Source organism: Roseomonas gilardii subsp. gilardii (genome assembly GCF_023078375.1).
Taxonomy (GTDB): domain Bacteria; phylum Pseudomonadota; class Alphaproteobacteria; order Acetobacterales; family Acetobacteraceae; genus Roseomonas; species Roseomonas gilardii.
The window spans coordinates 3,140,427-3,165,306 of the sequence record NZ_CP095554.1 but is presented as its reverse complement, the minus strand read 5'-3'; the positions used below and the strand labels follow the sequence as shown (position 1 = coordinate 3,165,306).

General features: G+C 63.2%; 25 protein-coding genes. 17 read left to right on the top strand and 8 right to left on the bottom strand.

The window, feature by feature from the left end:
- Positions 1 to 14: 14 nt before the first annotated feature.
- From MVG78_RS14555 to MVG78_RS14525, 7 genes are all read right to left on the bottom strand, one after another.
- Positions 15 to 173, bottom strand: a complete 159-nt coding sequence (locus MVG78_RS14555) for a DUF6726 family protein (protein ID WP_115353329.1) — start codon at positions 171 to 173, stop codon at positions 15 to 17.
- A gap of 305 nt (positions 174 to 478) precedes the next feature.
- Positions 479 to 886, bottom strand: coding sequence for a hypothetical protein (locus tag MVG78_RS14550; RefSeq protein ID WP_247552620.1), 408 nt, complete (start codon positions 884 to 886; stop codon positions 479 to 481).
- A gap of 58 nt (positions 887 to 944) precedes the next feature.
- On the bottom strand, positions 945 to 3,539 hold the full coding sequence (locus tag MVG78_RS14545; RefSeq protein ID WP_247552619.1) for a DEAD/DEAH box helicase: 2,595 nt from the start codon (positions 3,537 to 3,539) through the stop codon (positions 945 to 947).
- A 46-nt stretch (positions 3,540 to 3,585) separates the two neighbouring features.
- Positions 3,586 to 4,401 carry a Hachiman antiphage defense system protein HamA gene (locus tag MVG78_RS14540; protein ID WP_247552617.1) on the bottom strand — a complete coding sequence of 272 codons (816 nt, stop codon included), beginning with the start codon at positions 4,399 to 4,401 and terminating at the stop codon, positions 3,586 to 3,588.
- A 164-nt stretch (positions 4,402 to 4,565) separates the two neighbouring features.
- Positions 4,566 to 5,795 carry an argonaute/piwi family protein gene (locus MVG78_RS14535; RefSeq protein WP_247552615.1) on the bottom strand — a complete coding sequence of 410 codons (1,230 nt, stop codon included), beginning with the start codon at positions 5,793 to 5,795 and terminating at the stop codon, positions 4,566 to 4,568.
- A gap of 216 nt (positions 5,796 to 6,011) precedes the next feature.
- Positions 6,012 to 7,832 (bottom strand): SIR2 family protein, encoded by a 1,821-nt coding sequence (locus MVG78_RS14530; protein ID WP_247552613.1) that lies wholly within the window; start codon positions 7,830 to 7,832, stop codon positions 6,012 to 6,014.
- A 76-nt stretch (positions 7,833 to 7,908) separates the two neighbouring features.
- Positions 7,909 to 9,090 (bottom strand): Fic family protein, encoded by a 1,182-nt coding sequence (locus MVG78_RS14525; protein ID WP_247552611.1) that lies wholly within the window; start codon positions 9,088 to 9,090, stop codon positions 7,909 to 7,911.
- Positions 9,091 to 9,189: 99 nt separating this feature from the next.
- Here MVG78_RS14525 and MVG78_RS14520 point away from each other — a divergent pair, with 99 nt between their 5' ends.
- From MVG78_RS14520 to MVG78_RS14490, 7 genes are all read left to right on the top strand, one after another.
- Positions 9,190 to 9,816, top strand: a complete 627-nt coding sequence (locus tag MVG78_RS14520; protein ID WP_247552609.1) for a hypothetical protein — start codon at positions 9,190 to 9,192, stop codon at positions 9,814 to 9,816.
- 349 nt (positions 9,817 to 10,165) lie between these two features.
- Positions 10,166 to 12,193 (top strand): ParB/RepB/Spo0J family partition protein, encoded by a 2,028-nt coding sequence (locus MVG78_RS14515; RefSeq protein WP_247552607.1) that lies wholly within the window; start codon positions 10,166 to 10,168, stop codon positions 12,191 to 12,193.
- Between the two features lie 135 nt (positions 12,194 to 12,328).
- Positions 12,329 to 12,745 (top strand): hypothetical protein, encoded by a 417-nt coding sequence (locus MVG78_RS14510; protein ID WP_247552606.1) that lies wholly within the window; start codon positions 12,329 to 12,331, stop codon positions 12,743 to 12,745.
- Between the two features lie 748 nt (positions 12,746 to 13,493).
- Entirely contained in the window at positions 13,494 to 13,811 is a 318-nt protein-coding gene (locus tag MVG78_RS14505) for a DUF736 domain-containing protein (RefSeq protein WP_247552604.1), read from the top strand.
- A gap of 387 nt (positions 13,812 to 14,198) precedes the next feature.
- Entirely contained in the window at positions 14,199 to 15,041 is an 843-nt protein-coding gene (locus tag MVG78_RS14500; RefSeq protein ID WP_247552602.1) for a DUF932 domain-containing protein, read from the top strand.
- Positions 15,042 to 15,348: 307 nt separating this feature from the next.
- Positions 15,349 to 15,546, top strand: coding sequence for a transcriptional regulator domain-containing protein (locus MVG78_RS14495; protein ID WP_247552600.1), 198 nt, complete (start codon positions 15,349 to 15,351; stop codon positions 15,544 to 15,546).
- A 64-nt stretch (positions 15,547 to 15,610) separates the two neighbouring features.
- Positions 15,611 to 16,138 (top strand): DUF2285 domain-containing protein, encoded by a 528-nt coding sequence (locus MVG78_RS14490; RefSeq protein ID WP_247552598.1) that lies wholly within the window; start codon positions 15,611 to 15,613, stop codon positions 16,136 to 16,138.
- On the opposite strand, the gene MVG78_RS14485 is transcribed toward MVG78_RS14490, so the two are convergent.
- The gene (locus MVG78_RS14485) at positions 16,135 to 16,437 is read right to left on the bottom strand and encodes a DNA -binding domain-containing protein (protein ID WP_247552596.1); all 303 of its coding nucleotides are present in this window, start codon (positions 16,435 to 16,437) and stop codon (positions 16,135 to 16,137) included. The two genes, MVG78_RS14490 and MVG78_RS14485, sit on opposite strands and share 4 nt — an antisense overlap.
- 133 nt (positions 16,438 to 16,570) lie before the next feature.
- On the opposite strand from MVG78_RS14485, the gene MVG78_RS14480 reads away from it, so the two are divergent.
- The 10 genes from MVG78_RS14480 to MVG78_RS14435 all read left to right on the top strand — a co-directional run bounded on the left by MVG78_RS14480 (position 16,571) and on the right by MVG78_RS14435 (position 24,872).
- Complete coding sequence (locus MVG78_RS14480; protein WP_247552594.1) at positions 16,571 to 16,792, top strand: helix-turn-helix domain-containing protein; 222 nt, start codon at positions 16,571 to 16,573, stop codon at positions 16,790 to 16,792.
- 198 nt (positions 16,793 to 16,990) lie between these two features.
- Positions 16,991 to 17,263, top strand: a complete 273-nt coding sequence (locus tag MVG78_RS14475) for a helix-turn-helix transcriptional regulator (RefSeq protein WP_247552592.1) — start codon at positions 16,991 to 16,993, stop codon at positions 17,261 to 17,263.
- On the top strand, positions 17,264 to 18,400 hold the full coding sequence (locus MVG78_RS14470) for a replication initiator protein A (protein ID WP_247552590.1): 1,137 nt from the start codon (positions 17,264 to 17,266) through the stop codon (positions 18,398 to 18,400).
- Positions 18,397 to 18,915 (top strand): DUF2840 domain-containing protein, encoded by a 519-nt coding sequence (locus MVG78_RS14465; RefSeq protein ID WP_247552588.1) that lies wholly within the window; start codon positions 18,397 to 18,399, stop codon positions 18,913 to 18,915. The genes MVG78_RS14470 and MVG78_RS14465 overlap by 4 nt, the downstream gene beginning before the upstream one ends.
- Complete coding sequence (locus tag MVG78_RS14460) at positions 18,912 to 19,469, top strand: S26 family signal peptidase (RefSeq protein ID WP_247552586.1); 558 nt, start codon at positions 18,912 to 18,914, stop codon at positions 19,467 to 19,469. The genes MVG78_RS14465 and MVG78_RS14460 overlap by 4 nt, the downstream gene beginning before the upstream one ends.
- A gap of 67 nt (positions 19,470 to 19,536) precedes the next feature.
- Positions 19,537 to 19,872 carry a DUF736 domain-containing protein gene (locus MVG78_RS14455; protein ID WP_247552585.1) on the top strand — a complete coding sequence of 112 codons (336 nt, stop codon included), beginning with the start codon at positions 19,537 to 19,539 and terminating at the stop codon, positions 19,870 to 19,872.
- A gap of 4 nt (positions 19,873 to 19,876) precedes the next feature.
- On the top strand, positions 19,877 to 20,800 hold the full coding sequence (locus MVG78_RS14450) for a lytic transglycosylase domain-containing protein (RefSeq protein ID WP_428480669.1): 924 nt from the start codon (positions 19,877 to 19,879) through the stop codon (positions 20,798 to 20,800).
- Between the two features lie 601 nt (positions 20,801 to 21,401).
- Entirely contained in the window at positions 21,402 to 23,168 is a 1,767-nt protein-coding gene (locus MVG78_RS21800) for a relaxase/mobilization nuclease domain-containing protein (protein ID WP_345892889.1), read from the top strand.
- 103 nt (positions 23,169 to 23,271) lie between these two features.
- Positions 23,272 to 23,649, top strand: coding sequence for a helix-turn-helix domain-containing protein (locus MVG78_RS14440; RefSeq protein WP_247552583.1), 378 nt, complete (start codon positions 23,272 to 23,274; stop codon positions 23,647 to 23,649).
- 89 nt (positions 23,650 to 23,738) lie between these two features.
- On the top strand, positions 23,739 to 24,872 hold the full coding sequence (locus MVG78_RS14435; protein ID WP_247552581.1) for an MFS transporter: 1,134 nt from the start codon (positions 23,739 to 23,741) through the stop codon (positions 24,870 to 24,872).
- Positions 24,873 to 24,880: the final 8 nt, after the last annotated feature.

Genomic DNA, 24,880 nt, shown 5'->3' with positions numbered 1-24,880 from the left:
GGCGACGCGCGCCGTCAGTCGATCGCGTCCCCCACCGCATGGATCGGCTTGCCGACAGGGCCGCCGACGATGGGCACCACCTGCACCACATCGCCCGTGGCACGGAAGGGCAGGGCCACCAATCCGCAACCGCTCAGCATGAGAAGGGCCGCAAGGCACAGGATCAGCCGCATGGTTGTCCTCCCTGTCTGTCCTGGATTTCTGCTGCCAGGAAGAACGCGGCCTGACGGAAAGCGTTTGTCGGCGGCACGGCATGCTTCGCGACATCCGTTACGGCAGGCCGAACGAAGCCGTGCAGGGATGGAGAATGGAGATCCGCGGGGAGGGGAGGGTCATCTGGCGGGCCATGCGGGATAGCGATGAGAACTATATCTACTCCATAGCCCTCTATGGCCCTCCAAAATAGGAATGAGGGAAAATAGAGCTGCATCACAGTCATTAGATGAGCGTTCCGCTCTAGCTACCGGCATGGGCCGCGTTAGGCCCATCCTCCAAGCTCAGCAGCGACCTTGACGAAATAGCTCGGAATGTGCGCGAGCACCGCGCGCACAATCTCCTCTTGCTGGCAAGCTGCGCGGACGCCGCCACGGTCGACTACATTTCCCCAGACAAGACCGAGAAGGCTCGCGACATGCCTATCCGCGAACCCGGCCTCGTGAAACGCAACCGCCGCGCGATCAGTCAGGCCATATTTAATCTGCTTTTGCAGAAGGCTGACGTCCGTGTGCAGTGCGTCGTCCAGGTCCTCGGTCAGGTCCGCTATCGATGCAACGATCATCGCAACATCGTAGCCGAAGCCGCTCTCGCACAGCGCAACAGCATCTTCGACGGTGACATAGTCACGCCCGACCCGAACTCTTGCTTCAGCCAATATGTCGAAGATCACGGCATAGGATCTGCCCGCCACCCACTCCTCAAGAGAGCGCGGAACTACATTCTGATCGCTAATCGCCTGGATCGCGCGGGACGTGGTGAAACGGAGTACCAACGGAGAGATTTCGGCGAACAGGCGGTTCTCTTGTACTGCGGTCGCAGGTTTCAAGGTTCTCAGTCAGCCAAGTTTTGAGTTCTGCAACCGCCGCAGGCGGTAGGGGCGACCGTCGAATAAGCGCGCGCTGGTCGCCATCGGTGTTGGCCGTGATCGAATCCCCGATCGACCGAAACACTTCGACGATACGAACCCGCGTCTCCTCGTCAGCGAGGTGATAAGCCAATGTATTAGCCGCAAGTTCGCCGATCCGCGCTGCGACGTCCTCTCCCTCGGCAAAGGTTATGTTGGCAACGAGGAAAGCGGCGATATTCTGGACAGCGCGGGCGCGACCTTCGATGAACCGGCGGAATTCCCGTTCGCTGATATTGGGTTGCGCCGCGAGCGCTGCGGCCACCACCTCATTTATCCGGGCGGCATCGGCGAACGCGAGGTCGAGCCAATCGGGCGGAAGCTCTTGTACGATCGGCGGTTGGCGCTGCTGATACGCATCGAACAACGCCAGGATCGAGCTGCGAGAGGGTTCAGAGTTTCGGGCGTCGAGAAGTTCGGTTGCGCGGTCCCACGTCCATCGGCCGCGAAATTGCTGCCGCTGATCGTAGATGGACGGGGTCGAGAAGATGACACTGCCCTCGGTGTGCATCCCCGCGCGACCGGCACGACCCATCAGATTGTGGAAGTCGCGCACCAGGATCTGTTCGCCACCTTGGCGCGTCGATGTGATGATCAGATATTTTAGCGGAAAATTGACCCCTTGCGCCAAGGTCGAGGTGCAAATGACAAATTTCGCCATACCTTCTTTCATGGCGTGTTCGATCGCGAGGCGGATACCGTGCGGTGTGTCGGCGTGATGGGCGAATATTCCAAGCGCTGCCGCGCGGGTCGCTGACACGCCGGCTCCGAGCTCGACTTCGCAAAGTGCTCGGATCTTCTCCACCTCGGCGGCGTCCGAGGTTTCAATCGGCCATTCCAAGGCGACGCCGCGCTCGACGATTTCGACAGCGCGCGAGCAGATCTTCGTCACGCTGTCTTTTCGGCCGCAGAAGATCGCAACGCTACCGTTGCGCACGACGTGCAGGCCGAGGAACAGACCGACGTCACCGCCGGTTTTCTCCGGAAATCTGCGCTGGGCAGTTTCCTTGCCGCGGAGCGGCAGAGCGATATCGCTGATAATGCGAGGCACGAAATATTCTCGCTCGGCCGGATCCTCCGGTTTCACATATTCGAGTCGCCCGCGTTGATCCTGCCAGCTCGCAAAGGCGATGCTTTTCGTCGTCGGTAGCAGACCGTCGGCGCCGACAACCGCATCAGCATCGCCGATCAGCCATGCAGCGACATCCGGCGCGTTGCCGATCACGGCAGAGATGAGAATGATCTGGGTTTCAGCGGGTAGCGACATGCGCAGCGAAGTGAGGAGGAGTTCGTAGGTCGGCCCCCGGGTCATTCCGTCGAATTGATGTCCTTCGTCATAGATCACCAAACCGATCCTCTGGGCGAGGTCCGGAGCCCGGCGCAGCATATAGAGGAGCTTTTCGGGCGTCACGATGAGCACCGAGTCTTCGGCGAGCAGCGCATCGAGCGCGAGGTCGAATTGATAGGCGTCTGATGCTTCGTCCAGGCGCACATTCTCACCGGCAAAGGCCGTTACCAGGTCGCCCCGGATGTCGTGGCAGAGCGAACGATAGGGTGCGACGATCACTGCAAGGTGTGCTCGACCGGATAGAAAGGCCGATCGAATGATGATTTCCGTGGCGCGAGTCTTGCCAGCGCTGGTCGGCATTTGAATGACTACGGAACGTCCAGCGAACACGCCAGCATCCGCGATCCGCTGCTGAGCAGGCCAGAGTTCGATCGGAAAATGCGACTTCGCGAGCGCTTGGCGCCACGCGTCCGGCGCCAAGCCTGATGCTGTTGGCAGGATCGTCCGGGCAGAATTTCTGAGCTTGAGTGCACACAAGGCGCCAGCAATGTCGGCGTAGAGCAATTCGCGCGGTGAGCCGGATCGGTGGAAATACTCGCGGATTCCGCGGCACGCTTCGGCAATGCCATCCGCCCCGGCCTCGAAGCTGAAATAGCCAGCTAGCGCCTGGAGAAGCTCAGTCGTCGCCCCTTGATGAGCATGGGCCGCCTCGGTCGGAACGAAGCTGTTCTTGAGGATGCTGTAGACGAGATGACCAAGCCCGCCCGCGAGGTCGAGGCTCGGCTCCGTCATGTGCCGAATGATTACCGTCGCGCTGCCGACATTCCCGGCGATGTAGTATGCCGCTGCGCACAGGAGTGAAAATTCGGTGTCTAAGTCGGCATCGAGCTGCGCGTTCAAATATGCATCGAAGAAAACTGAGGAAAAGCGTAGCACATCTTGTGGGTCCTCATCCAACTCGTCCCAGCCGGGCGGTTGTGGAAGCACGGCCGGTGCCACTCCTGCAACATCGAGCGTATCTGCGACGGCGGCCGCAACATCTCCCAAGATGCCGATTGCCAATGAGAAGAGTAGCGACGGGTCGCGCGGCAACGCATTGAAGTCCGCTGGCGCGACGCGGAATTCGTGCATCTTTGCCCGTGCTCGCGCGGTGGATAGGATGGTGAGCGCGGTCGCCTCAGGCCTCATCGGCTGCCCTCTCGTAAAGCGTATGTACGAGCTTCATCAATGACGGTCCGCGGATAACCAGAAGGCGCAAATTCTCTTGGTTAAAATGAGCCGCACCGTTGGTCGCCGCCATGTCGGTCTCGGCGAAGACGGCCTCGTCGAGAATGGCGGCCGCTCCGTTGATCCGGCGAAAGGGTCGGTCGGCCTCGTTTTGAAAGCGCTCGACCTTTCGGGCATCGCCCATTTCGCCCCGATCGAAGAAACGGCGTTTAATCGCATTGAGGCTCATGCCCTCGCGAAGTCTGTCCTTTACGCTGTCATCGATCGCATCCTGGAGCCGGTTCGCGCCGGACGCAGACATGCCAGATTTGGACTCGAAGATAAAAAGCTCGTCGGCCGGACCGGGGTTGTCCTCGTTCGCGAACTTGAACCCGATAACATCGCAACCCTTTGTCGAGTCATTTCGGTTCCAGCGATCCTGGTAGCGCAGCTCGCGTGGGCACCAATATCCTAGGAAATATTCGATAAAGTCGGCGACGACGATCTCGCCAAAATCTCCCGATCGGAGGCTCGGTCCGGGTGCCACCTTCGCATCGGGAAAGAGAATGGTCCTTAGATAATCGGGATTGCCGAGTCCCGTTCCGCCAGCCATGAACGGTAAATCAGCATCGGCGATGTAGTGGTTGCGGAAATGCCGAGCCCAGTTTGAAAGGATTTCAGCGTCATCTTGCGGATTTAGTTCCCATATCTCGATTTCACGGCCACACGCCGTTGCTTGTCGCTCTCCAGTATCGACCAGCCAGTTCAGATTGCTCGGTGTCGTCACGGTATGCCTCCCCCAAGGCCGATAAATAATATGGCGTCGATTCGAAGCCATCTTTGCATTGCAGAATGCGCGCGTCTCTTACGAAGTATAATTTAAGTCAGATTTCATACTTAGTTCTCAGCAATACCATCGGTTCGGCTCATTTCTAATTTGTAGAAACCTCATCACATGAACAACCGATAAGGATAAACATTCCGAGGTAGGTCCGGGACGTTCGCTATCGTGCGGGCCAGTTTCTGCGAATAGCGAATGCTAACCGGTACTGGGTCGTAGAGCGCGTCGTTATTCCAATCCATCTTCGTGAGGGCCAACGCCTCATGGGCAGTGAGTTCAAGTGGCCCGCTGCCGGCATGACGGATCAGTTGTAGTGGCCGGGGAATGCTCTTCTTGCCCTGATAGTAATCGCCTTTGGTTGAGACCTCGGGAGCATTGCCCGCCACCCATATCAAGGCAGAATTGCCCGTGCGGATCACCATCGTCCCGCGCGGCACGGGAAACCCCGAAGGTTTTGACGGCGGTTTCTCTACGCCCGACTTGATGAGCCAGACGCCGCGCCAGCACGATGCCGAACTGACCTCGACGCACTCTATTTCCGCTACGCCGCTAAGCGCATCGAACGCGCCCTCGATTTCAGCTTCCTTGAACGCGGTCGTTTTGTGAATGACCATGCGCCTTGGTAGGTTGCCGCCATTGCGCCCCTGATAGAGTTCCAAGCTACGGGCAAGGACCGCGCGCATGTCGTCGCGACTTAGAAAGGGGTTCCGGCGGGCTTCGGCCACGTCGGCCACCGGGTCGCGCGCCTCGAACGCAACGAACTGCATTCCGCCGCCGTCCATGTCGAAGACCTGCGAGCAGCACGTCACATAATGCGCGTCTTGTTGGTCACCGCGCAGGGCATAAGCCAAGCCGATGTAGGCGGTGTCCGCCGGCACACCCTTCAGCGGCGCGAGCTTCCATGGCGTGCCCGCAGCCTTCACATAAAGTGCGGTTGAAAGACGCCACGCGAGCGAGGCCTTAAAACTGAAGGTAAAGGCGCGATCATTCAGAACCTGGGTCGGAATATTATACTTCGCGCCCAAAGCCTTCAGCACATCGTGTGCGTCAAAGAATTTTCCGCGTGTCGCCGTGTCCCAGTTGTCAGGAAAGTGGACCAGCACAACGTCGAACTCATTGCGAACGGCGTCGAGGCGGCGGAGCGCGGCATCCATTGCAAGGTATAGGCGATGCTGCGCGTTGCCGTCGCCCGGCAACTGGTCGAGGTGTTCAGGCCACTTGATGTGCGCGCTCGCTGGCGCGGCATCAAGCGACACGCGGAACAGGCTCTCAAAACCGGGATATTCCGGCACATATTCTGATCGGTCGGAAGGCCGATGCACGCCCCGCAACAGCTTCATCAGGTCACCGCGACGATGGAAAGCGCTCTCCGGGCCAACCGTCGCGATTGAATACGGGGGTGTATCCGCTAAACGATCCTTTCGAATACGGCCCGAAGTTCAGGAGGCCACGCAATGGATGGACATCTACCTGGGTGGCATCGGATGGCGAAAACGACAGGTCTGGCTCATCCAAGAGCGTGAATGGCGGCAGCTCGGTGAGGGCTGGGTTCGCCATCATTTGCTCCTGTCGAAGTAGGTATGGTGATGCGATGGTCGGCTGAACCCTGTGACGGGTGACACCTTGAACACGGCATCAATGCCAGTGCCCTCTTCGAGCCCGAAGGCACTTCGGGTCGTGCCTCCCGTTTCGGTTAGAAGCTGTGCCCAAGCCCCAATAATGCTGGCCCAATTCCTATTATAGCGCGGAGCCCATCGCTCGCGGCGCCAGTCACCGGCAGGATCACCTCGGCGCTCGGCTCGCATACCCATTTCAGCCGGAGCTTCTTCGGCGACCAGACCCTCCGCAATGTCCGTTTGGGAACTATCTTGCCGGGGCAACTGGACAAACGTGTAGGGCTCGAAGCCGCACCACCACTTTCCATCGACTCGTTCCAGCTTGAGGTGGACACCCTCCTGAAACGGGAAGCCAAGCTTTGGCACTGTGCCAAACAGACTGGTGCCGTAGGCGTCGCGCAGCCGGGACAGGGTTTGTTGCTGACGCCGCGTTCGATCAGGATCATCGCTATCGCGCGGTGTTGCAACGACGAGCGAATGGCCCGAACGCCTGTAGCGTGGGATGAGCGGGCGCTGTCGGGCGAGAGACCGCACAAGCGTGTCGTAGAGCAACCCCACCGCCCAGCTATCGGCGACCGGATCTAGGTCGATCGTGCCAGCGAGCGATGGGCCGAGCGGAGCCAAGGCATCCAGGATTTCCTGGTCCCGCCCGAACGCCGCTAGCTCACGCCCCAACGCGGCTGCCGTCGCTCGGTATCCCTTCACTTTGAAGATCTCGCGCACTTCTGCCGACGTCGTTGATTGGCTCAGCCTGATGCGTCTGGCTACGGTCGGCATCGATGGGAGCAGAATTGCCGAATAGCGCAGCACCGGGAAGGCGCGGGCTTTGGTATGTGGAACCTGAACGGGCACGAGGCGCGGCGTAGGTCGCCCTGCCATCACGCGGCCAAGAAGCGGCTGGGGCAGGTCGGTTATCTTGATGATATCCGCAGCCAGCTCGTCGAAGGTCGCGCACTCGACGACGGCCACGTCCACGCCGGCTGCTTGAGCACGATCTAGGAATTCGATCACTGCTGGCAGCAAGCGCGAAACTGACGAGGTGAGCCAGTAAAGCCCGTTGGGAAATGGCGACGGCCCATCCAGAACCGTGTTCAGCGCCTCCATGATCGAAGCGTCGCGTCCACTATAGCCGACGAAGATCATTCCGAAGCGCTTGCCGGATTCCACCAGCACATGCCGCATTCGGGCGTCCTGTTCCTCCAGTTCTGATCCCGTGTTCTTAATCGTGATCGACTGATAATCGCCGTGGAGCTTCGCTACCAACGGCCAGTCCGATTCATTCAGGCACCGCATGGCACGGTCGGCGGAATCGATCGCCGCCACAGTCGGGCGGTTCTGGCCGTCTATCGGGAGGATCGCATTTGCCGAATGCGCCGATTCCTCGATAAGCGGATCGAAGTTCGTGGTGAAAACGCTATCGACCTTGCCAGCAGCCATAAGACTGCCAAGCACCTTATGTCCAAAACAGGGAGTGCCCTTGGAGATCGCATCGTCTATATACTGTCGGCGATGCCGGGCTTCTGGATAGACCGCTTCGAACGCCTTGGCATATTCCGTAGGATCGCCGTCAGGCGGCAACAGTGACGTTTGCCGAAAAAAGGCATCGATCCTGTCGATCCACACTGGATCAGCCGTATCGATCTCTCGCTTTGACAGGTTTGTCTCGCGGCAAAAGATTTGCGCCTTGAAGTCGCGGATCATTGCATAGCCGGTCGGGATGCCGGAGGCGGCCGATGCACCAGCGCCTAGGAACCAGGCCACGAGATTGGGCCTCAGGTCGAAGGCGGTCGCAAATTGTGCGGCGGATATAGTTTTTATCGGCACAGTCTCCCCCTTGTTAGGCCGCAGTGGGGAGCGGGTCGGTTCCCTCGCTCAAGATGGCGAGATATCGCCGGTAACTGAACACGCGCCCCCGTTTGCGCCCGGTGATTTCCTCGACGATGCCGAACCGCTCCAGGTCGGCGAGCGCAGCGTTGACCGTGGGGGCTGAGAGACCTGTCTTCTGAACGAGCTGGTTGGCCGTCAGGAACGGGTTCTGCTGAAACAGATCATGGATACGAAGCGCGGAGCCTGCCCGGTCGCTCTCTGTCGTAATCCGTTCGCGGTCTTCCTTGAACAGATCGACAATCCTTGTGGCTGCATCGAACGCCTGATTTGCCGTATCCGCCACGCCGGTGAGGAAGAAATCGAGCCAGGCTTCCCATGCCCCGTGCTCGCGCACCTCCTGAAGCAGTCGGTAATAATCGGCGCGATGAGTTTTCAGGTACAGGCTCAAATAGAGGAGCGGCTTGCGCAGCACACCGTTGACGCAGAGATACAACGTCACCAGCAAGCGGCCGATCCTGCCGTTGCCATCAAGAAACGGGTGGATGGTCTCGAACTGGACATGCAGCAGCCCGGCCTTGATGAGGGCGGGCAAACGCGAATCGTCCTCGTGCATGAATCGCTCAAGCGCATCGAGACAACCATCCATCTCGGTCGGCGGCGGCGGCACAAAAAGCGCGTTGCCTGGACGTGAGCCACCGATCCAGTTCTGAGACCGCCGAAACTCGCCGGGATTTTTCGTGCCGCCACGCCCGCTTTGCAGCAAGCGTTCGTGCATCTCGCGGATCAGACGCAGCGAAAGCGGCAAGCCTTCCAGGCGCTCCAGCCCATACATCATCGCATCGACATAGTTCGACACTTCGCGGATATCGTCGATCGGCTGTCCCGCCTGCGCCTCGGTCTCGAAGCGGAGCAAATCCGAAAGAGTCGATTGCGTGCCCTCGATCTGGGATGAAAGCACCGCTTCTTTCCTCACATACATGTAGAGGAACAGTTCCTGACGCGGCAGCAGCATGGTGATGCCGTCCAGTCGCCCCAAGGCACGTTCCGCCAGACTGAGCCGCTCCAGAAGATCCAGCACGTCGATCGGCGGTTTCGGCGGCAGCGGAGGCGGCACGAAGGCGCGCACCATTTCGCCCGCAATCGAGGTCTCGACAAAGCGGCCTAGCCGGAGGTTGGAAGCTGATTCGGACATGCCCCATTATGTGGGTGCAGCGTTATTTAAGCAATTGCCACTTGGCTTAAATAGAGGTTGGGCTAAGTTAAGCGGTCTTAAATAACGGGCGGCACCATCATGGGCGGATACACGCAACGGGTTCGTGACAGTATTCTTCCGCTTTCAGTGGCGGGAAACCTGCCGGCTGCGTTCGACGAGTGGTCCTTCACCGACAACACAGTCGATCACGAGCAACCCGTCGAAACCTGTGAACTCTGCGGCCAGCAAGACCTTCGCTACCACTTCGAGATCGCCAATCACTATACCGATGCGACGCTTTGGGTCGGCTCCCACTGCATACTTCAATTCGACGTGGCGGTCATGGAGAAAGGGCGGCGCCTGTCGCCAGCCGAGGCGAAGCGTCACCTCACCAAGCTGACCCAACAGATGCAGTTGGAATCCTGCATCCGCACACTCGAACAGCTTGCCGCGAAAGAGAACAATCCCATCCTGTCGGGGGCTCTGGATTACTATCGCAAGAACAAGAAGCTCACGCCGAAATACGCCGCCGTCGTGCTTTGGAAGCTTCAGGCCTTCAACATCGATCATCACCCGTCGTTCTTCCAGATCGAGCTTCGCCGCGCCCAACATATCGACGATCTCAGACAAATGCCGACTGCGCGCGTTCATCGGTTTTGGAGTGCGTTGACGACCGCCCAACGTCGCAAGGCGGTTGAACTGGGTCACGCTGACCCGAAAGTATAGAGGCGGCGCGGCGATCAGGCTGCATGGCTTTCAGGTTTTGATCTTTATCCATCCTGATCCGGTCCTCGTGCCCGGCGCCTGCTCGCGCTCATGCCGGGCTAATTGCTTGGGGGCGCTGCCCCCTGGCGCGGCGCAAGGGATCGCTGACGCTCGACCGGGACGGTCTCCCCAGCCTTCCGCGCGGATGCGTGTTTCACACTCTCAGTCATGATTTCGATCCGCTTGTGCAGGCCGGGTGATCCCCCTCCGTCCCGGCCGCCCTTGCTCCTTGCACCCCCCGGTCTCGCCGACGGGCAGGGTTTCAGCGCGGCGCTTCGCTGCGCGAAACCCAAGCCAAAGGATCAAGACCATGACCGACACTATCGAAACGACCGCCACGGTTTCCGACGTCCCCGCCGCAGAAAACGGCGCGGTGCTGTCCTTGCCGCTGTCGAAACTCAAGAAGTCGCCCCGCAATGCCCGCAAGACCCCGCACAGCGAAGCCCATATCGAGGCGCTGGCAGCCAGCATCGCCGCCAAGGGGATGCTGCAAAATCTGGTGGTGGAGCCGGAGACGAACACGGACGGCGAACCGACCGGAAGCTACTTCGTGACCATCGGCGAAGGCCGGAGGCTGGCGCAAATGCTGCGCGTGAAGCGCAAGCAGATCAAGAAATCCGAACCGATCCGTTGTGTTCTGGATACCGAGAACGATGCGGCAGAAATCTCGCTTGACGAGAACGTCACCCGCGAGGCGATGCATCCCGCCGACCAGTATGAGCGGTTCCGGGAGTTGGCGGACAATCGTGGATGGGGCGCGGAAGAGATTGCCGCCCGGTTCGGCGTGACTCCGCATGTCGTCCGCCAGCGGATGCGTCTCGGCGCGGTCAGCCCGAAGCTGATGCAGGTCTATCGCCAGGGCGGCTTGTCGCTGGACCAGTTGATGGCCTTCGCCATCACCAAGGATCACGACCGGCAGGAGCAGGTGTTCGACAACCTGTCCTATAACCGCGAGCCGTGGATCATCCGGCGCGACCTGACCAAGATGAACGTGGAGGCGACCGACCGGCGCGCGCGTTTCGTCGGGGCGGACGCCTATGCCGAAGCGGGCGGCACCATCATCCGCGACCTCTTCACCGAGGACCGGGGCGGCTTTTTCGAGGACGCCGCGCTGCTGGACCGGCTGGTCATCGACAAGCTGGGAACCATCGCCGCCGAAGTGCAGGTATCAGAGGGATGGAAGTGGACCACCGTTCACATCGACTTCCCCCATGCCCACGGGATGCGCCGCACCTATCCGCATCCGGTGGACCTGTCGGCGGAAGACGCCGCCGCCTATGATGCCGCGCAGGAAGAATACGACCGTCTGACCGCTGAATATGAGGGTTATGACGAATTGCCCGACGAAGCGGATCAGCGGTTCGGGGAGTTGGAAATGGAGATCGAGCGGATCGACGCCAAGCGCCACGCCTATGATGCCGACGAGATCGGGCGCGGTGGGGTGTTCGTCATCCTGAACCATGACGGCACCGCCCGCATCGAACGCGGCTTTATCCGCGCCGAGGACGAGGCACCGGAAATGGAGGAAGGCGAAGATGGTAAAACCGTCACCATCACCGAGGATGGGGAAATCATATGGGACGAGGACGATGGCGAGGACGCCGAACCGAACCCGGAAGACGAGGATGCCGGTGATGCGGGAAAGCCGCTGTCGGATGCCCTTGTCCGCGACCTGACCGCGCATCGCACCCTTGGCCTGCGTCTCGCCCTTGGCGAGCAACCGGACATGGCGCTTGTGGCGGTTGTTCATGCGCTCGCGGCGCAGACCTTCTATCGCGGCGGGGAAGCCTCCTGCCTCGAAATCAGGCTGACCAGCGCGTATCTCGCGTCCCACGCGGACGGGATCGAGGACACGCCCGCCGCGCAGGCGCTGGCGGATCGTCATGCCGGATGGGCATCGGACATGCCCCGCGACGTGGCGGACCTGTGGTCGTTCGTCGCCGGGCTGGATCAGGCGAGCCTCATGGCCTTGCTCGCCCATTGCGCATCGCTGACCGTCAATGCGGTCAGGATACCGTGGGAGCAGAAGCCGAACGCCCGCGCGACCACGGAGAAGCTGGCGAGCGCGGTGGCGCTGGACATGACGGCGCACTGGACTCCGACGACCCGGACCTATCTCGGTCGCGTGACCAAGGCGCATATCCTCGCTGCCGTTTGTGAAGGTGTCAGCGACGAAGCCGCCGAGCAGATCACAGGCTTGAAGAAGCCTGACATGGCGGAGGCTGCCGAACAGCTTCTGGCCGGAACCGGCTGGTTGCCGTCCCTGCTACGCACCGCGCGGCCCGCGTGGCTGGACGCTGCGCCGGAAGTGGACGCCTATCTGCAAGCCGCCGAGTGAGGACCGGGCCGGGATCGCGTGAGCGGTCCCGGCCTTCCTGTTTCCAACCATCCCAAAAATCGCGGTCGCGCGGGGATCGACCCCGCGCGACCGATCCGATGTCCGTTGCGGTCATCGGCACAGGAGGATTCCGCCATGATCGTGCTCATGTTGATGGCCGTTGCGCTGATCGCCGGTCTGTGTGTTCTGGCCTATACGCTGGCTATCTATGCGCTGCCCTTCATGCTCGGCATCGAAGCGGCGCGTTTGGCCTACGCCTCCGGCTCCGGCCTGATCGGTGCGGGGCTGGTCGGGCTGACCGCAGGAGCCGCCGCTTATGGTCTGCTGGTGGCCCTGTTCATGGTGGTGAGGACACCGATCCTGCGCCTCGCCGTGGCGCTGGTCTTTGCCGCCCCCGCTGCCATCGCCGGTTTTGCGCTGGTCCATGGCATCACGCGCGATGCCGTGCCGTCCGATATCTGGCGTGTGATTTTCTGCCTGATTGGCGGTGGTGTCACCGGCCTGTCGGCGCTGATGCGGCTGGCTGCGGATGTTGTCGGAAGCGACAGATAAACGTGTGATTTTGGCAATGGCGTTGCCCTTCGGGCCGCGCTCTCGGCTGCGCCGGAACCACGCCCACAGGCGCGTTTCCGCCATCCGGCTTCGATCGCTAACGCAAGGGTGGCGGCGATTTCGCGATACGCCCCGCGCGGTTTGGCAGGGAGCAGGTGAGTCAACCCAAGTCGCCACGGCAGCACCATGACGCGGTTAGGCCTTGTGTCCGCGTCGACCGGCAGATGGATCAGCGCCGGAGGCTGCGACCATCCGCTTGGCCGAAACATCGTGCGGCAACCGCAGGCGCGTTCCGGCCACGACAAACATGGCAGCACCGGCGAAGGGCCGACAAACCCGCATTCGCTATCGACCCGCTGGCAATAGGCGAACACATCCCCCGGTGGGATCAGACTCACCGCACCCACGCAGCCCCTTCAGCACCAATCCCGATCCTGGCGAGGCGCAGGGACGGCCGCCATTGCCGCCGGATTCCCCCGATTTCCTGAGACGGGCGCTCCATCCGCGTCCTCGATTGGCACGGTCTGACCGAAGACCGCCGCCGCATAGCGGCGTCTCGCTCGCCTTCCCGCAACGTCCGTCGCCCGCTTTTTTCCGCCGCCTACGGCTTTGCATCGCGAAGCAAAAAAGCCGTCGCCGGACGCCTTCCACTTCGTTTCAGCCCAAGGGTGCGGGGTCGATCGTCTCCGGTCTCACGACCACCATCGAGGTCGCAATGGTGCGGCCCGACAGGAAAAGGAACACGACAATGGCGACCATCGGCACCTTCACCAAGAACGAGAACGGCGCGGGCTTCACCGGCGCGGTCAAGACCCTGACCCTCAACGTCAAGGCCAAGTTCACCGCCACCGAGGGCGACAGCGAGCGCGGTCCCGACTTCCGCATTTTCGCAGGAACCACCGAGTTCGGCGCGGCCTGGAAGAAAGTCGCCCGCGAGACGCAGCGCGAATATCTTAGCGTCAAGCTGGACGATCCGAGCTTCCCGGCGCCGATCTACGCCAGCCTGGTCGAAGCCGAGGACGGCAGCGGCCACAACCTGATCTGGTCCCGCCGCAACGGCGACTAGGACCGGCTCCCCTCGACAGCCCCGCTCGGCCGAGCGGGGCTTTCTTTTTGCTCATCGCCGCGGCCGCTTAAGGAACAAGGAGATCGGGATAAACGGATTTATGTTGCAGGGCTGGCGCATCCCGATCGGATCTTCTCTCCGGCCTTCGCCGTGCTCCAGCCGGGCCGGTTGCTTGGGGGCGCCGCCCCCGGCGCGGCGCAAGGGATCGCTGACGCTCGACCGAGCCGGTTTCCCCGGCCTTCCTCCACGTCGTTCCTCCGTCCCGTGCAGGCCGGGTGATTCCCCTCCGGCTCGTTCGCCCTTGCTCCTTGCACCCCCCGGTCTCGGCGACGGCCAGGGTTGCAGCGCAGCGCTGCGCTCCAACCCAAGCCCATGAGGATCAAGACTATGACCTACCGTCTCGCTACCCGGTTCGGCCGCAACTCTCACCAGATCAGCGGGCGTGAAGCCCTCGACAACGAAACCCTTTATCGTCACGTCCCGTCCATCTTCGCCCGCGAAGCCCATGACAGCCGTTCGGAGCGTTATGTCTACGTCCCCACCATCGAGATCGTGGAGGGGCTGCGCCGGGAAGGATGGTTCCCGTTCTTCGCCGTGCAGGCGGTTCCGCGCGATGGCGAGCGGATGGGCCATGCCAAGCACATGCTGCGCCTTCGCCGGGATGGCGGCATCGGCAAGGCGGAGGCGGCAGAAGTCATCATCGTCAATTCGCATGACGGGACGAGCGCCTATCAGATGTTTGTGGGCGTGCTGCGTTTCGTCTGCACCAACAGCATGATTGCGGGCGAGCGTTTCGAGGAAGTCCGCGTTCCCCATAAGGGCGGGATACAGGATCAGATCATTGAGGGCGTCTATACCGTCGCAGAAGATTTCCCGCGCCTGATCGATGCCACGGAAGGCATGAAGGATACGCGGCTTTCGTCCGACGAGCAGCGTGTGTTGGCCGAGGCGAGCCTTGTCGCCCGCTATGGCGAGGACGAAAGCCCGGTTCGCCCGGACCAGATCATTGCCCCGCGCCGCCGCGAGGATGTCGGACAAAGCCTGTGGCAGACCTTCAACGTCATTCAGGAAAACCTCATCCGGGGCGGAGTCGACGGACGCCGCCAGACTTCGGACGGGCGTATCCGCCGCAGCCGGACCCGCGCCATTAACGGCATAGACCAGAATGTCGGCCTCAATCGCGCCCTGTGGACGCTGGCCGAGGGAATGCATCGCTTGAAGGGGAATTGATCCCGAACGCGACAGGGCCGCCACGGCGGCCCTGTCTTGCACCGCCAGAAACACCGTCAGAAAAATCGCGCCGATCCGGCGATGCGGATCGGCGGCGCGGCCATGCCCGAAAATCACTGCCGCCGCTCGCCGCGCTGCGCCCGGCTCGCGAATCGATACAAACACTGTTAAAACTAAAATAACCAATACATTGATCGTGTTAGCCGCTTCACTTATCGCGACACAGCGACTACAGCCACTTCCGCAGATATTCGAAGCTCTCTATCCGGGCGTTGCTTTGCAGGTGCCCGCATAGAGAGGTAACGCCATGCTGAGCATCGACTGGCGTTCTCCGGCGGCATACAAATTTGCCAAGGGCATCCCTGCTGCCGGCTTCGCCTGGGAATATCTCCGCCGCGACGACGAGTATCGCCGCGAATATCGGGCCATCACGACGGCGCACGATCCAAACCCGGAACGCCTCGACGCCTTCGTGCAACGCTGGGGGCTGCGATTTCCCGACTGACCCCGACACCCCTTCCGATCGGCAGTCGCTGTTCTGGACGCCGAGCCTCCAACCGCAGGCGATCATGCTCTCCCTTGTGGAGCATGGTGACGACGGCGCGCAGCCGGTCGTCACGCTCGCTCATCTGGGCGGTCTCGACCTGCGCAGCGCAGCGGATGGCTGGCACGGTATCTGGCAGGCGGACGGCGTAGTGCATCAATTCTGGCTGCCGCATGCCGTCCCCGACGCTGCGGCCTTCTATGCCGCGTCGCTGCCAATGGATGCCTTTCTCGAACTGCGCGCCCATGCCACGCGCCGACTCTGGCGCGCGCTCACCGGACGCCCGGCCGGACCAGATTTCCGCGCGCTGCCCGCCCAACTCCGGCAATGGCACATCCTCTCCCTGCGCGCGCTCGATGCACGCCTGCGCGGCGAGAGCTATCGCGCCATCGCCCAGGTCCTACTCGGCTTCCAAGGCACGAAAGAGGATTTCGAGGTCGATCCCAGCAAGAACAAGGCCCGTCGCTTGGTTGCCCATGGCATCAGGATGATGCGCGGCGGCTATCGGCTGCTGCTGCACTATCCGATCAAGCCGCCTGACAAGGATTCCTAGGCCCGGTTGCCCGTAGTCGCGGTCGCCACCGCCTGTTCGAGAATCTGCCTGTAACCCGCGCTCGACAGCCATTGTGCGCGCGCCAGATGGCTTTCCCAGCATCGCCGGCTGCGTGCTTCGTCCGCGACAGGATCACGGTGCAGGACGATACGCGCCACCTCGCGCCAGTCCGCGCCGTCGCGACACGCGTCGAGAAGGCGCAGATAGGTGACGTAATGCTCTTCGTCATAGGCGCTGATGCTGGAGCCGCCCGGCGCTTCATCTTCCACATCTGGATCGAGCGGCGGTCGCCCACGCATGAATCTTGCCCTCATCATCGAAGACGCGGACGCAATGAAGCAAGTCCGGCAAACCCGATCAATAACATGTCGCGACACGAATAGGAACGATCATTCCTAGAAGGATCGTTCCTATGCTGGTTCCCCTCGCACCATGGATCTCAAGGAGATCATGGCGAGGAATCTGCGTCGGGCACGTCATGACAAACAACTGACGCAAGAAGAACTCGCCGATCGGGCGGGCCTCAGCATGCGTTATGTCGGGGCCATCGAGCGTGGTGACGTGTCCGCCAGCGTCACGGTTCTCGGCCAGATCGCCGATGCCCTGGAGATCGAGCCGGGCGATCTGTTGAAAAAGACGATCGCGCCGAAATAGTCGGCGCGCTTCGCCCCTCGGCCGCGCGGCCGATCACGCCACCCCATCACACCAGCATTCCCTTCCAAACGGCCGGGGTGCCGCCAGCGCGTAGGCGCAAATGCGGCACGCTACCGCTCGCCGATCGCTCGCCATGGTTCGCCGTAGCGCGCTGCCGTCACCGGCAGCCGCATCAACCGACGAACCTGGAGGTGATCCATGGCCATCCGCCCCAACGCGGATATGCCGCCGCGCCTGCTGCGCACTCAGGAAGCCGCACGCTTCCTCGGCATTTCGATCCGCACCCTTGAGAAGCACCGCACCTACGGCACCGGCCCGACCTACAAGAAGATCGGCGGCCGTGTCCTCTACGCCATCCGCGATCTGGAAGCCTGGTCCGACATCGGCACCCGCAAATCCACCCGCGATCCCGACGCCGGCACGGTCTTTCCCGCCCGCCCGTTGACGCCGCAAGAGCGGGGCGAGTGCTGAATGCTGCACGATGACGATCATCGCCCCGCCGCGCAGCCGTCCGACGCCAGCGAGCGCAGCCGTCTCGCGCCTTTCGTGGTCGCGACCGGCGACGCCAGCCCACGCGATCAACGCGACCTGATGGAGCGCCCGTTCTTCTCGCTCGCCAAGGCGAAGCGCACCGCGCCGATCCTCTACGAATCCGGCGGCGTCCGCGTCGAGGTCTTCGGCATGGCCGATTACGGCATGGCGACCATCTGGGATGCTGATGTGCTGATCTGGGCCGCCTCGCAGATCGTCGCGGCCGAGAACGAGGGCCTGCGCACGTCGCGGTTCTTCCGCTTCACGCCCTATCAGCTTCTCATGGCGATCGGCCGCGCCACCGGCGCGCGCGAATACCGCCTGCTGAAGAACGCGCTGATCCGGCTGCAATCCACCTCGATCCGCACCACGATCCGGCAGGGCGAGCATTGGCGGCGGCACCAGTTCTCATGGATCAACGAATGGGAGGAACTGACCACCCGTGACGGCCGCGTCGGGGGCATGGAGTTCGTCCTGCCCGACTGGTTCTATCGCGGCGTCACCGATCGCTCGCTCGTGCTGGCGATCGACCCGGCCTATTTCCGGCTGACCGGGGGCATCGAACGCTGGCTGTATCGCGTCGCCCGCAAACACGCTGGACACCAGCCGCATGGCTGGCTGTTCGAGATCGCCCACCTGCACGCGAAATCCGGCAGCATGGCGCGGATTTCCGATTTCGCGCTCGACCTGCGCCGCATCGCCGCCCGGCAATCCCTGCTCGGCTACCGCCTCGATATTCACCGCGACGGGCGGCGCGAACTGCTGCAAATCCGGCCCGGAAATCTATCCACAGTGCCTGTGGAAAACCCTGTGGAAACGCTCGTGACTTCGGGCGCAAAGGGTATCGGGACTTCGGGCGCAGCCCTATCGGGATTTCGGGCGCACGAACCGCAGTTAAGCCTCTGGAACGAAACGCAGAATCCGACTGCTAACTTAGAGTCTAACAGAGACTCTAACTTTTCTTCTGAGGCGCACGCGCGCGCGAAACGTGGTGCCAGTGCCGCAAGGTCCGTCGCCGAGGTGCTGCGCGACATGGCTCGCGGTGACGATGCCGGCGATTGGGGGAAGCGGCCATGAGCGGCAAAGCCCCCCGCCGCGCGCACGGCCGGCCGCAGCCGAACGGACCCGCGCCCTTCACCACCCTGGTCGAGCTGACCTTCCAGAAGCAGAAGATCGAGCACTGGATCAGGTTCGGCCGCAAGAGCTACGAACAGATCCTCGACCGTCGCCGCAGCGTCGTCGGCTTCGCGCCGGACAGCATATTCGCCTTCGTCCGCTGGGCGGCCGGCGAGCACGGCACGATCATCTCGCGCATCGACATCGTGCGCGCCATCGGTCGCGGCGAGCCGTTCCAGACGCTGCCCTTCGTCCGTCCGGGCGGCGACATTCTGCTGCGTCTCGATAGCTGGGCGAAGGTGCACCGCGCGCTTGCCGCCATCGACGCCGTGGAAGCGCTCGGCCTCGATCCGGCCGACGCCTCGCCCGATTACTGGCGGCACGTCCACAACCGGCTTGTCGCCGGGCTGGAACCGAACACCTACACGCCGGCGCGCCATGCCGCGTGGATCGGCCGCCGGAGGATCGAGCCATGACGCGCTTCGGCTACGTCATGGTGACGTATTTCACCGCGATGGGCATCGGCGTCGCCGCGCTGATCCCGACGCCCACGAAACTGGTCTGGAACGCCACCGCCAGCGCGCCCATCGGCTTCTACACGATCGAGCCGGCCGAGCGGATCGACGTGCCGGAGCTGGTCGCCATCATGCCGCCCGAACCGCTCGCCGCCTTCATGGTCGAGCGCGGCTATATCGGGCGCGGCGTGCCGCTGCTGAAGCGCGTCGCCGGCCTGCCGGGGCAGCGGGTGTGCCGCCTGCGCGCCACGATCACGGTCGATGGCGTCGAGCTGGGCGAGGCGCTCGACCGCGATCGAAGCGGCCGCGATCTGCCCGTCTGGCAGGGCTGCCGCATCATCGCCGAGGGCGAGCTTTTCCTGATGAACTGGCAGGTCCGCGACAGTCTCGACGGCCGCTATTTCGGTCCTGTCCCGGCCGCTTCCGTCATCGGCCGGGCCATCCCGCTCTGGACCGATGAGGAAAGCGACGGCCGCTACGAGTGGCGCGCACCCACCGGCACCACGCCACGCTGACCGCTTCCCATCGGCGGAAGCGGTGTCCGCCGATGGCTTTCCCAACACCACCGCACGGAGATCATCCATGCCGCAGATCGGTCAATTCACGCGCGAGGAATCCGGCTTCACCGGGCGCGTTCACACTTTCACCCTCTACCGCGAGATCAGCATCGTTCCCGCCGATCCTTCGGACGCCGAGAACGCGCCGCACTACCGCGTCCATCACGGAGCCGATGACGGGCCGGAGATCGGTGCGGCGTGGAAGCGCACCGGCGAGAAGGCCGGCGAATATCTGTCGGTGCTGCTCGACGATCCCGCCTTGCCGCAGCCGATCCGCGCCAACCTTTTCCGCGACGACGATGCCGGCGCGTCATGGTCGCTGCACTGGTCACGCCCGAAGCCGCGCGAGGAGCGGGATTAAGGCCATGCGATCTTCTGTCATCATCGCGCTCAAAACCCGCATTCCTTTGTTCGCGGGAAAGCCGTCTCATTCCTTCGTCCCGCTCGACCACAAGTCGGCCGGCGCGCGCAGTGCAGGTCAGGGGCGGCCTCCGGCCGGCGCTTCGCGCGCACCCTCGACCGCAGCGAGCACGCTGGCAGGCTGGTGGTTCGGCGGAGAAAGGTCGGCCCGGCGCTATGCCGTTATGATGCTCGCGGGCGTGCTGTTGGTCGGCATGACGCCCACCGCGACGCTGGCGCAGTCATCGCCCGTCGCGCGCACGGTTCCCGGCGATTCTCATGGCGCTCATATCGCCGAGGCGTCGCAGCGCTTCGGCATTCCCGAACTCTGGATACGGGCCGTGCTGCGCGCCGAAAGCGCAGGCGACGTGCGCGCGGTGTCGTCGGCCGGTGCAATGGGATTGATGCAGGTCATGCCCGACACCTGGGCGGGGCTGCGCGTTCGTCACCGGCTCGGGCGCGATCCGTACCAGCCGCGCGACAATATCCTCGCCGGGACCGCCTATCTGCGCGAGATGTGGGATCGCTACCGCAATGTCGCGGCTATGCTCGCCGCCTACAATGCCGGTCCCGGCCGCTATGACGATCATCGTGCGACCGGCCGTGCGTTGCCTGCCGAGACCCGCGCCTATGTCGCCGCGCTCGCGCCGATCCTTGGCGGCGCGGCAGCACCCGATCCGATGGTATCGCCGCCGTCACCGCCGCCCGACTGGCGCGATGCACCACTCTTCGTCATGCGGGCAAGCGACCCCCGGTCTGCCGCCGTGCAGCCGTCGGGCGTGCAATCCGACGACGCCCGCGCAACCGTGCCGGCGCGCGAGCGGCGTGATACGGAGCCGCAGGACGGCAGCATCTTCGTGGCGCGCGCGGACGATCCGAGAGCGCCATGAGCATGACGTTATCGCGTTCGCTTGCGTCTGGTCCGGTGTCCTGTCAGGCAGGGTCGCGCCTGGCTGTATTGCTGGCAGGAAGCGCAGGAAGGTCAGAAAGGGCGGAGGGCAAGATAAAGGAAACCGGCACCCTGTCGGGCCGGTTTCAGGGCAAGCCCTTGTCTGCACACTGTTTCGGGGCGCGGTTTCCGGCACCGTGGTTTTGGATGCGGCGTGCCGCTGATCGGCGCAACACCTTGGCTTTGCTGGGTTTGAAGTGGCACCATAGGCCGAAATCGGCCTGTTTCCGTCGTTTCCGGCCGGAGGCGCATCCGTGAGCGCCGACGACGAGAACCGCTTTCGTCCCAGACCCGGCCGCATCCGCGCCGATGCCCCCAGGCTCGGCAAGGCGAAGAGCTTTCTCACGCAGGCGAAGAAGCTCGCCCGCCAGCATAGCAACAGCCCGTCACGGTCATCCACGCCGCGCCCCAGATCGTCGGCAACCGCCAAGGGCGGCAAGGCCGCGCGAACGAGCGGCGGGCCGGGCCTCAAGCGCGGGCGCGGCGCGACCTTCGTGCGCGCCCGCGCGCTGTCGGGCGGTTGGAAACACAGCGCGCCGGGAATGCGCCGCGTCGTCGTCAAGACCCGTTATGTTCAGGGCGCGGGCCGGAACGGGAAATCCGCCGCCCATCTGCGCTATATCCAGCGCAACGGCACCTCGCGCGACGGCGAGCGCGGCCAGCTCTATTCCGCGACCGAGGATCGCGCGGATGGCGCAGCCTTCGTCGAGCGCGGCGCGGACGATCGCCACCAGTTCCGGTTCATCGTCTCGCCGGAGGACGGCGCGGACCTGACCGACCTGACCGAACACACCCGCGACCTGATGAGCCGGGTCGAAGCCGACCTCGGCACGAAGCTCGATTGGGTCGCGGTCAATCACCACAATACCGGCCATCCCCATGTCCATGTCATCGTGCGCGGCAAGGACGACATGGGCGAGAACCTTGTCATCAACGGCGACTATCTCGCCAACGGTATCCGCGAGCGGGCGAGTGAGTTGACGACGCTGGAGCTTGGCCCCGTCACCGAGATAGAGCAGAGCCGCAAGCTGTCCGCCGAGATCGGCCAGGACCGCTTCACCCGCATCGACCGCGCCATGACCGAAGAAGCCGAAGACCGCTTCCTCGATCTACGCCATGAGCCGGCCGACGCGCAGCGGCAGTTCAACCGGACGCTCCGCCTCCGCCGTCTCGCCAGGCTGGAGAAGATGGGCCTCGCCACCGAGCACGCGCCTGGTGTCTGGGAAATGAGCGCGCGGATGGAACCGACCCTGCGCGAAATGGGCGAGCGCGGCGACATCATCCGCACCATGCACAAGGCGCTGAAAGCCGATGGCCTGGAGCGCGATCCGATGACCTTCCAGATTCACGACGCCGCGCCCGAAATCCCGATCACCGGCCGCGTGGTGGACAAATATCTGACCGACGAGCTGGGCGAGAACCTGACCCTCGTGGTGGACGGGATCGACGGCCGCACCCACCATGTCGCCGGGATCGACCCCGCCCGCGTCGCGGACGCGCGGATCGGCAGCGTCGTCGAGATCGGGCCGCCCGATACGGCAAGCCGTCCCTCCGACCGCGCGATTGCCGCCATCGCCGAGGGCGGCGCCTATCGGCCGAGCCGCCATCTGGAGCAGGCCAAATTTGAGGGGCGCGTTCCGGGCGGCGACTATCAGGGCTATGTCGATGCTCATGTTCGCCGGCTGGAGGCCTTGCGCCGCGCCGGCATCGTCGAGCGGATCGACGCCGACCAATGGCGTATCCCGCAAGACTTCGAGAGCCGCGCCGCCGCCTATGACGCCGGCCGCAACCGGCAGGCCAATATCCGCATCCTCTCGGTCCCCCGCCTCGAACAGCAGATCGGCGCGGATGGTGCGACCTGGCTCGATCGGCGGATGGTCTCGGCCGAGACATCGGATCTCGCGCCCTCCGGCTTCGGTCAGCAGGTCCGCGACGCGATGGACCGCCGCCGCGAGCACCACATCGACCGTGGAGATGCGGCCCGCCAGCCCAATGGCAGCATCGCCTATCGCCGCAACCTTCTTGCCACCCTGCGCGAGCGCGAGGTCGCCCGCGTCGGCGGAGAGATCGCTGCGACCAAGGGGCTGCCGTTCCGCGCGACAAAGGACGGCGAGACGGTCAGCGGCAAGTTCACCGGCACGGTGCAGCTCTCCAGCGGCAAGTTCGCCATGGTCGAGCAGAGCCACGAGTTCACGCTCGTTCCGTGGCGGCCCGTCATCGACCGTCAGCTCGGCCGTGAGGTCATGGGCGTCGTGCAGGGTGGATCGGTGTCGTGGCAGTTGGGGCGGCAGAGGGGACTGGGGATTTAGGGGTCACTCGACCGTTCTAAGTGCCACGATTGACTTTTCGGCCTTTACGACATAAATCTACACCCAACGTCAGGTTTATGTAGGTGTGCTTTTGTCATCCCTTATGCAGATCGGAGAGCTATCGGAGCGCGCGAAGGTCAGCCATCGCACGATCCATTACTACGAGCGCCTCGGACTGGTGAAACCAGCCGAGCGTGAGGGCGTGGGCTATCGCTATTACGATGAGGTCTCGGTCAAGCGGCTGGAGAAGATCGCCGCCCTGAAGCGTCTTGGCCTCAGCCTCGACGAGATCGCTGCCGTCATCGACCTCTATTTCGAGGATGCGAGCGGCATCAAGGGCAAGGAAAAGGTGCTGGAGATTCTTCAGACCCAGCTCACCAAGGCCGATGCCCAGCTATCTGAACTGACCGCATTCAAGCGCGACGTCGAAACCAACATTGCCCGTATGCAAGACCTGATCGCGGAAGCGAAGCAGGGATAAAGGGCTGAGGACAGGAACAAATGTCATCTCAATCTACAGCTAACGTAATGTTACAGTCTGAACCAAGCCCGCTGACCGGCCGCCATATCGTGCTGCTGGCGCTGCTGATGGCCTGCGGCTTCATCGTGGTGGGGCAGCTCTATGTGACGATCCCGATGGTCGCCGGGATCGCTGCCAGCTTCAACATCGAGCCTGGGAACGCGGCACTGATCGGCACGGCCTTCGGCGTAGCCTATGCCGTCGGCTTTCTGGCTCTCGGCCCTCTCTCTGATCGCTATGGCCGGAAGCGCATGGTGCTGATCGGTCTCGTGGTAACGGCGGTTGCAACGGCGCTGGTTGGCATCGCCAGCAGCTTCGGGCTTCTTCTGGCTGGTCGGGCGGCTCAAGGGCTTGCGGCCTCGATTTTCCCGCCCGTCGCCCTTTCGCTCGTCACGGAAGAATTACCGCCAGCCCAACGCCCCATCGGCGTGTCGCTGATGAGCTTCGCCTTCCTCGGGGCCGCCCCGTTGTCCCAACTCTTCGCGGTCCAGACTGGCAGCAGCCTGTCCGTCATCATGTTCGAGCTTGCGCCGCTTTATCTGCTCGGCGCGGCGGGTCTCTATCTCGTCGTCGCGTCGAAGAACGCCGCGACCTCCGCCGGAAATACCGCAGACGGCAATCGTCTTACATCGCTCTTGGGCGATCGATGCATCGTCGCGGCATGGGCGGCGGCCGTCACCGTGCTGTTCGGCTTCGTCTCCTTCTACAGCGGGATGCAGGCGTTCGGGCCGGGCATCGGGGTCGATCTTCAGACTGTGCGGCTGATCGGCCTGCCGCCGCTGCTGCTCACCTTCGCGGCGGCGCCGGTGACGCGACGCTTCGGCGCTCCGGTCACGGCCCGTCTCGGCCTTGCGCTCGCGGCGTTGGCGATCGGCATCGGGGCCTTTGCTTCACCCGCCGCGATCATGGTGGCCAGCGCCATCCTCTCGGCAGGCGTCGCCTTCGCCGTGCCCGGCTTGATCGCGACCGTCGCCGGACGCGCAACCAACGCCAATCGCGGCCTTGCGCTTGCCATCTACAGTTTCGCGCTGTTCCTCGGGGCTAGCTTCGCACCACCCATCGCCCAGGCCCTCGCCGGGATCGGCATCGTCCCGCTCCTGCTGTTGCCTGCCGTGCTGCTGCTCACGGCCATCATCATTCTCACCATTGGCATCCGCCCGCCTCACCCCTCTCGCCCTAGCTGAAGGAGACC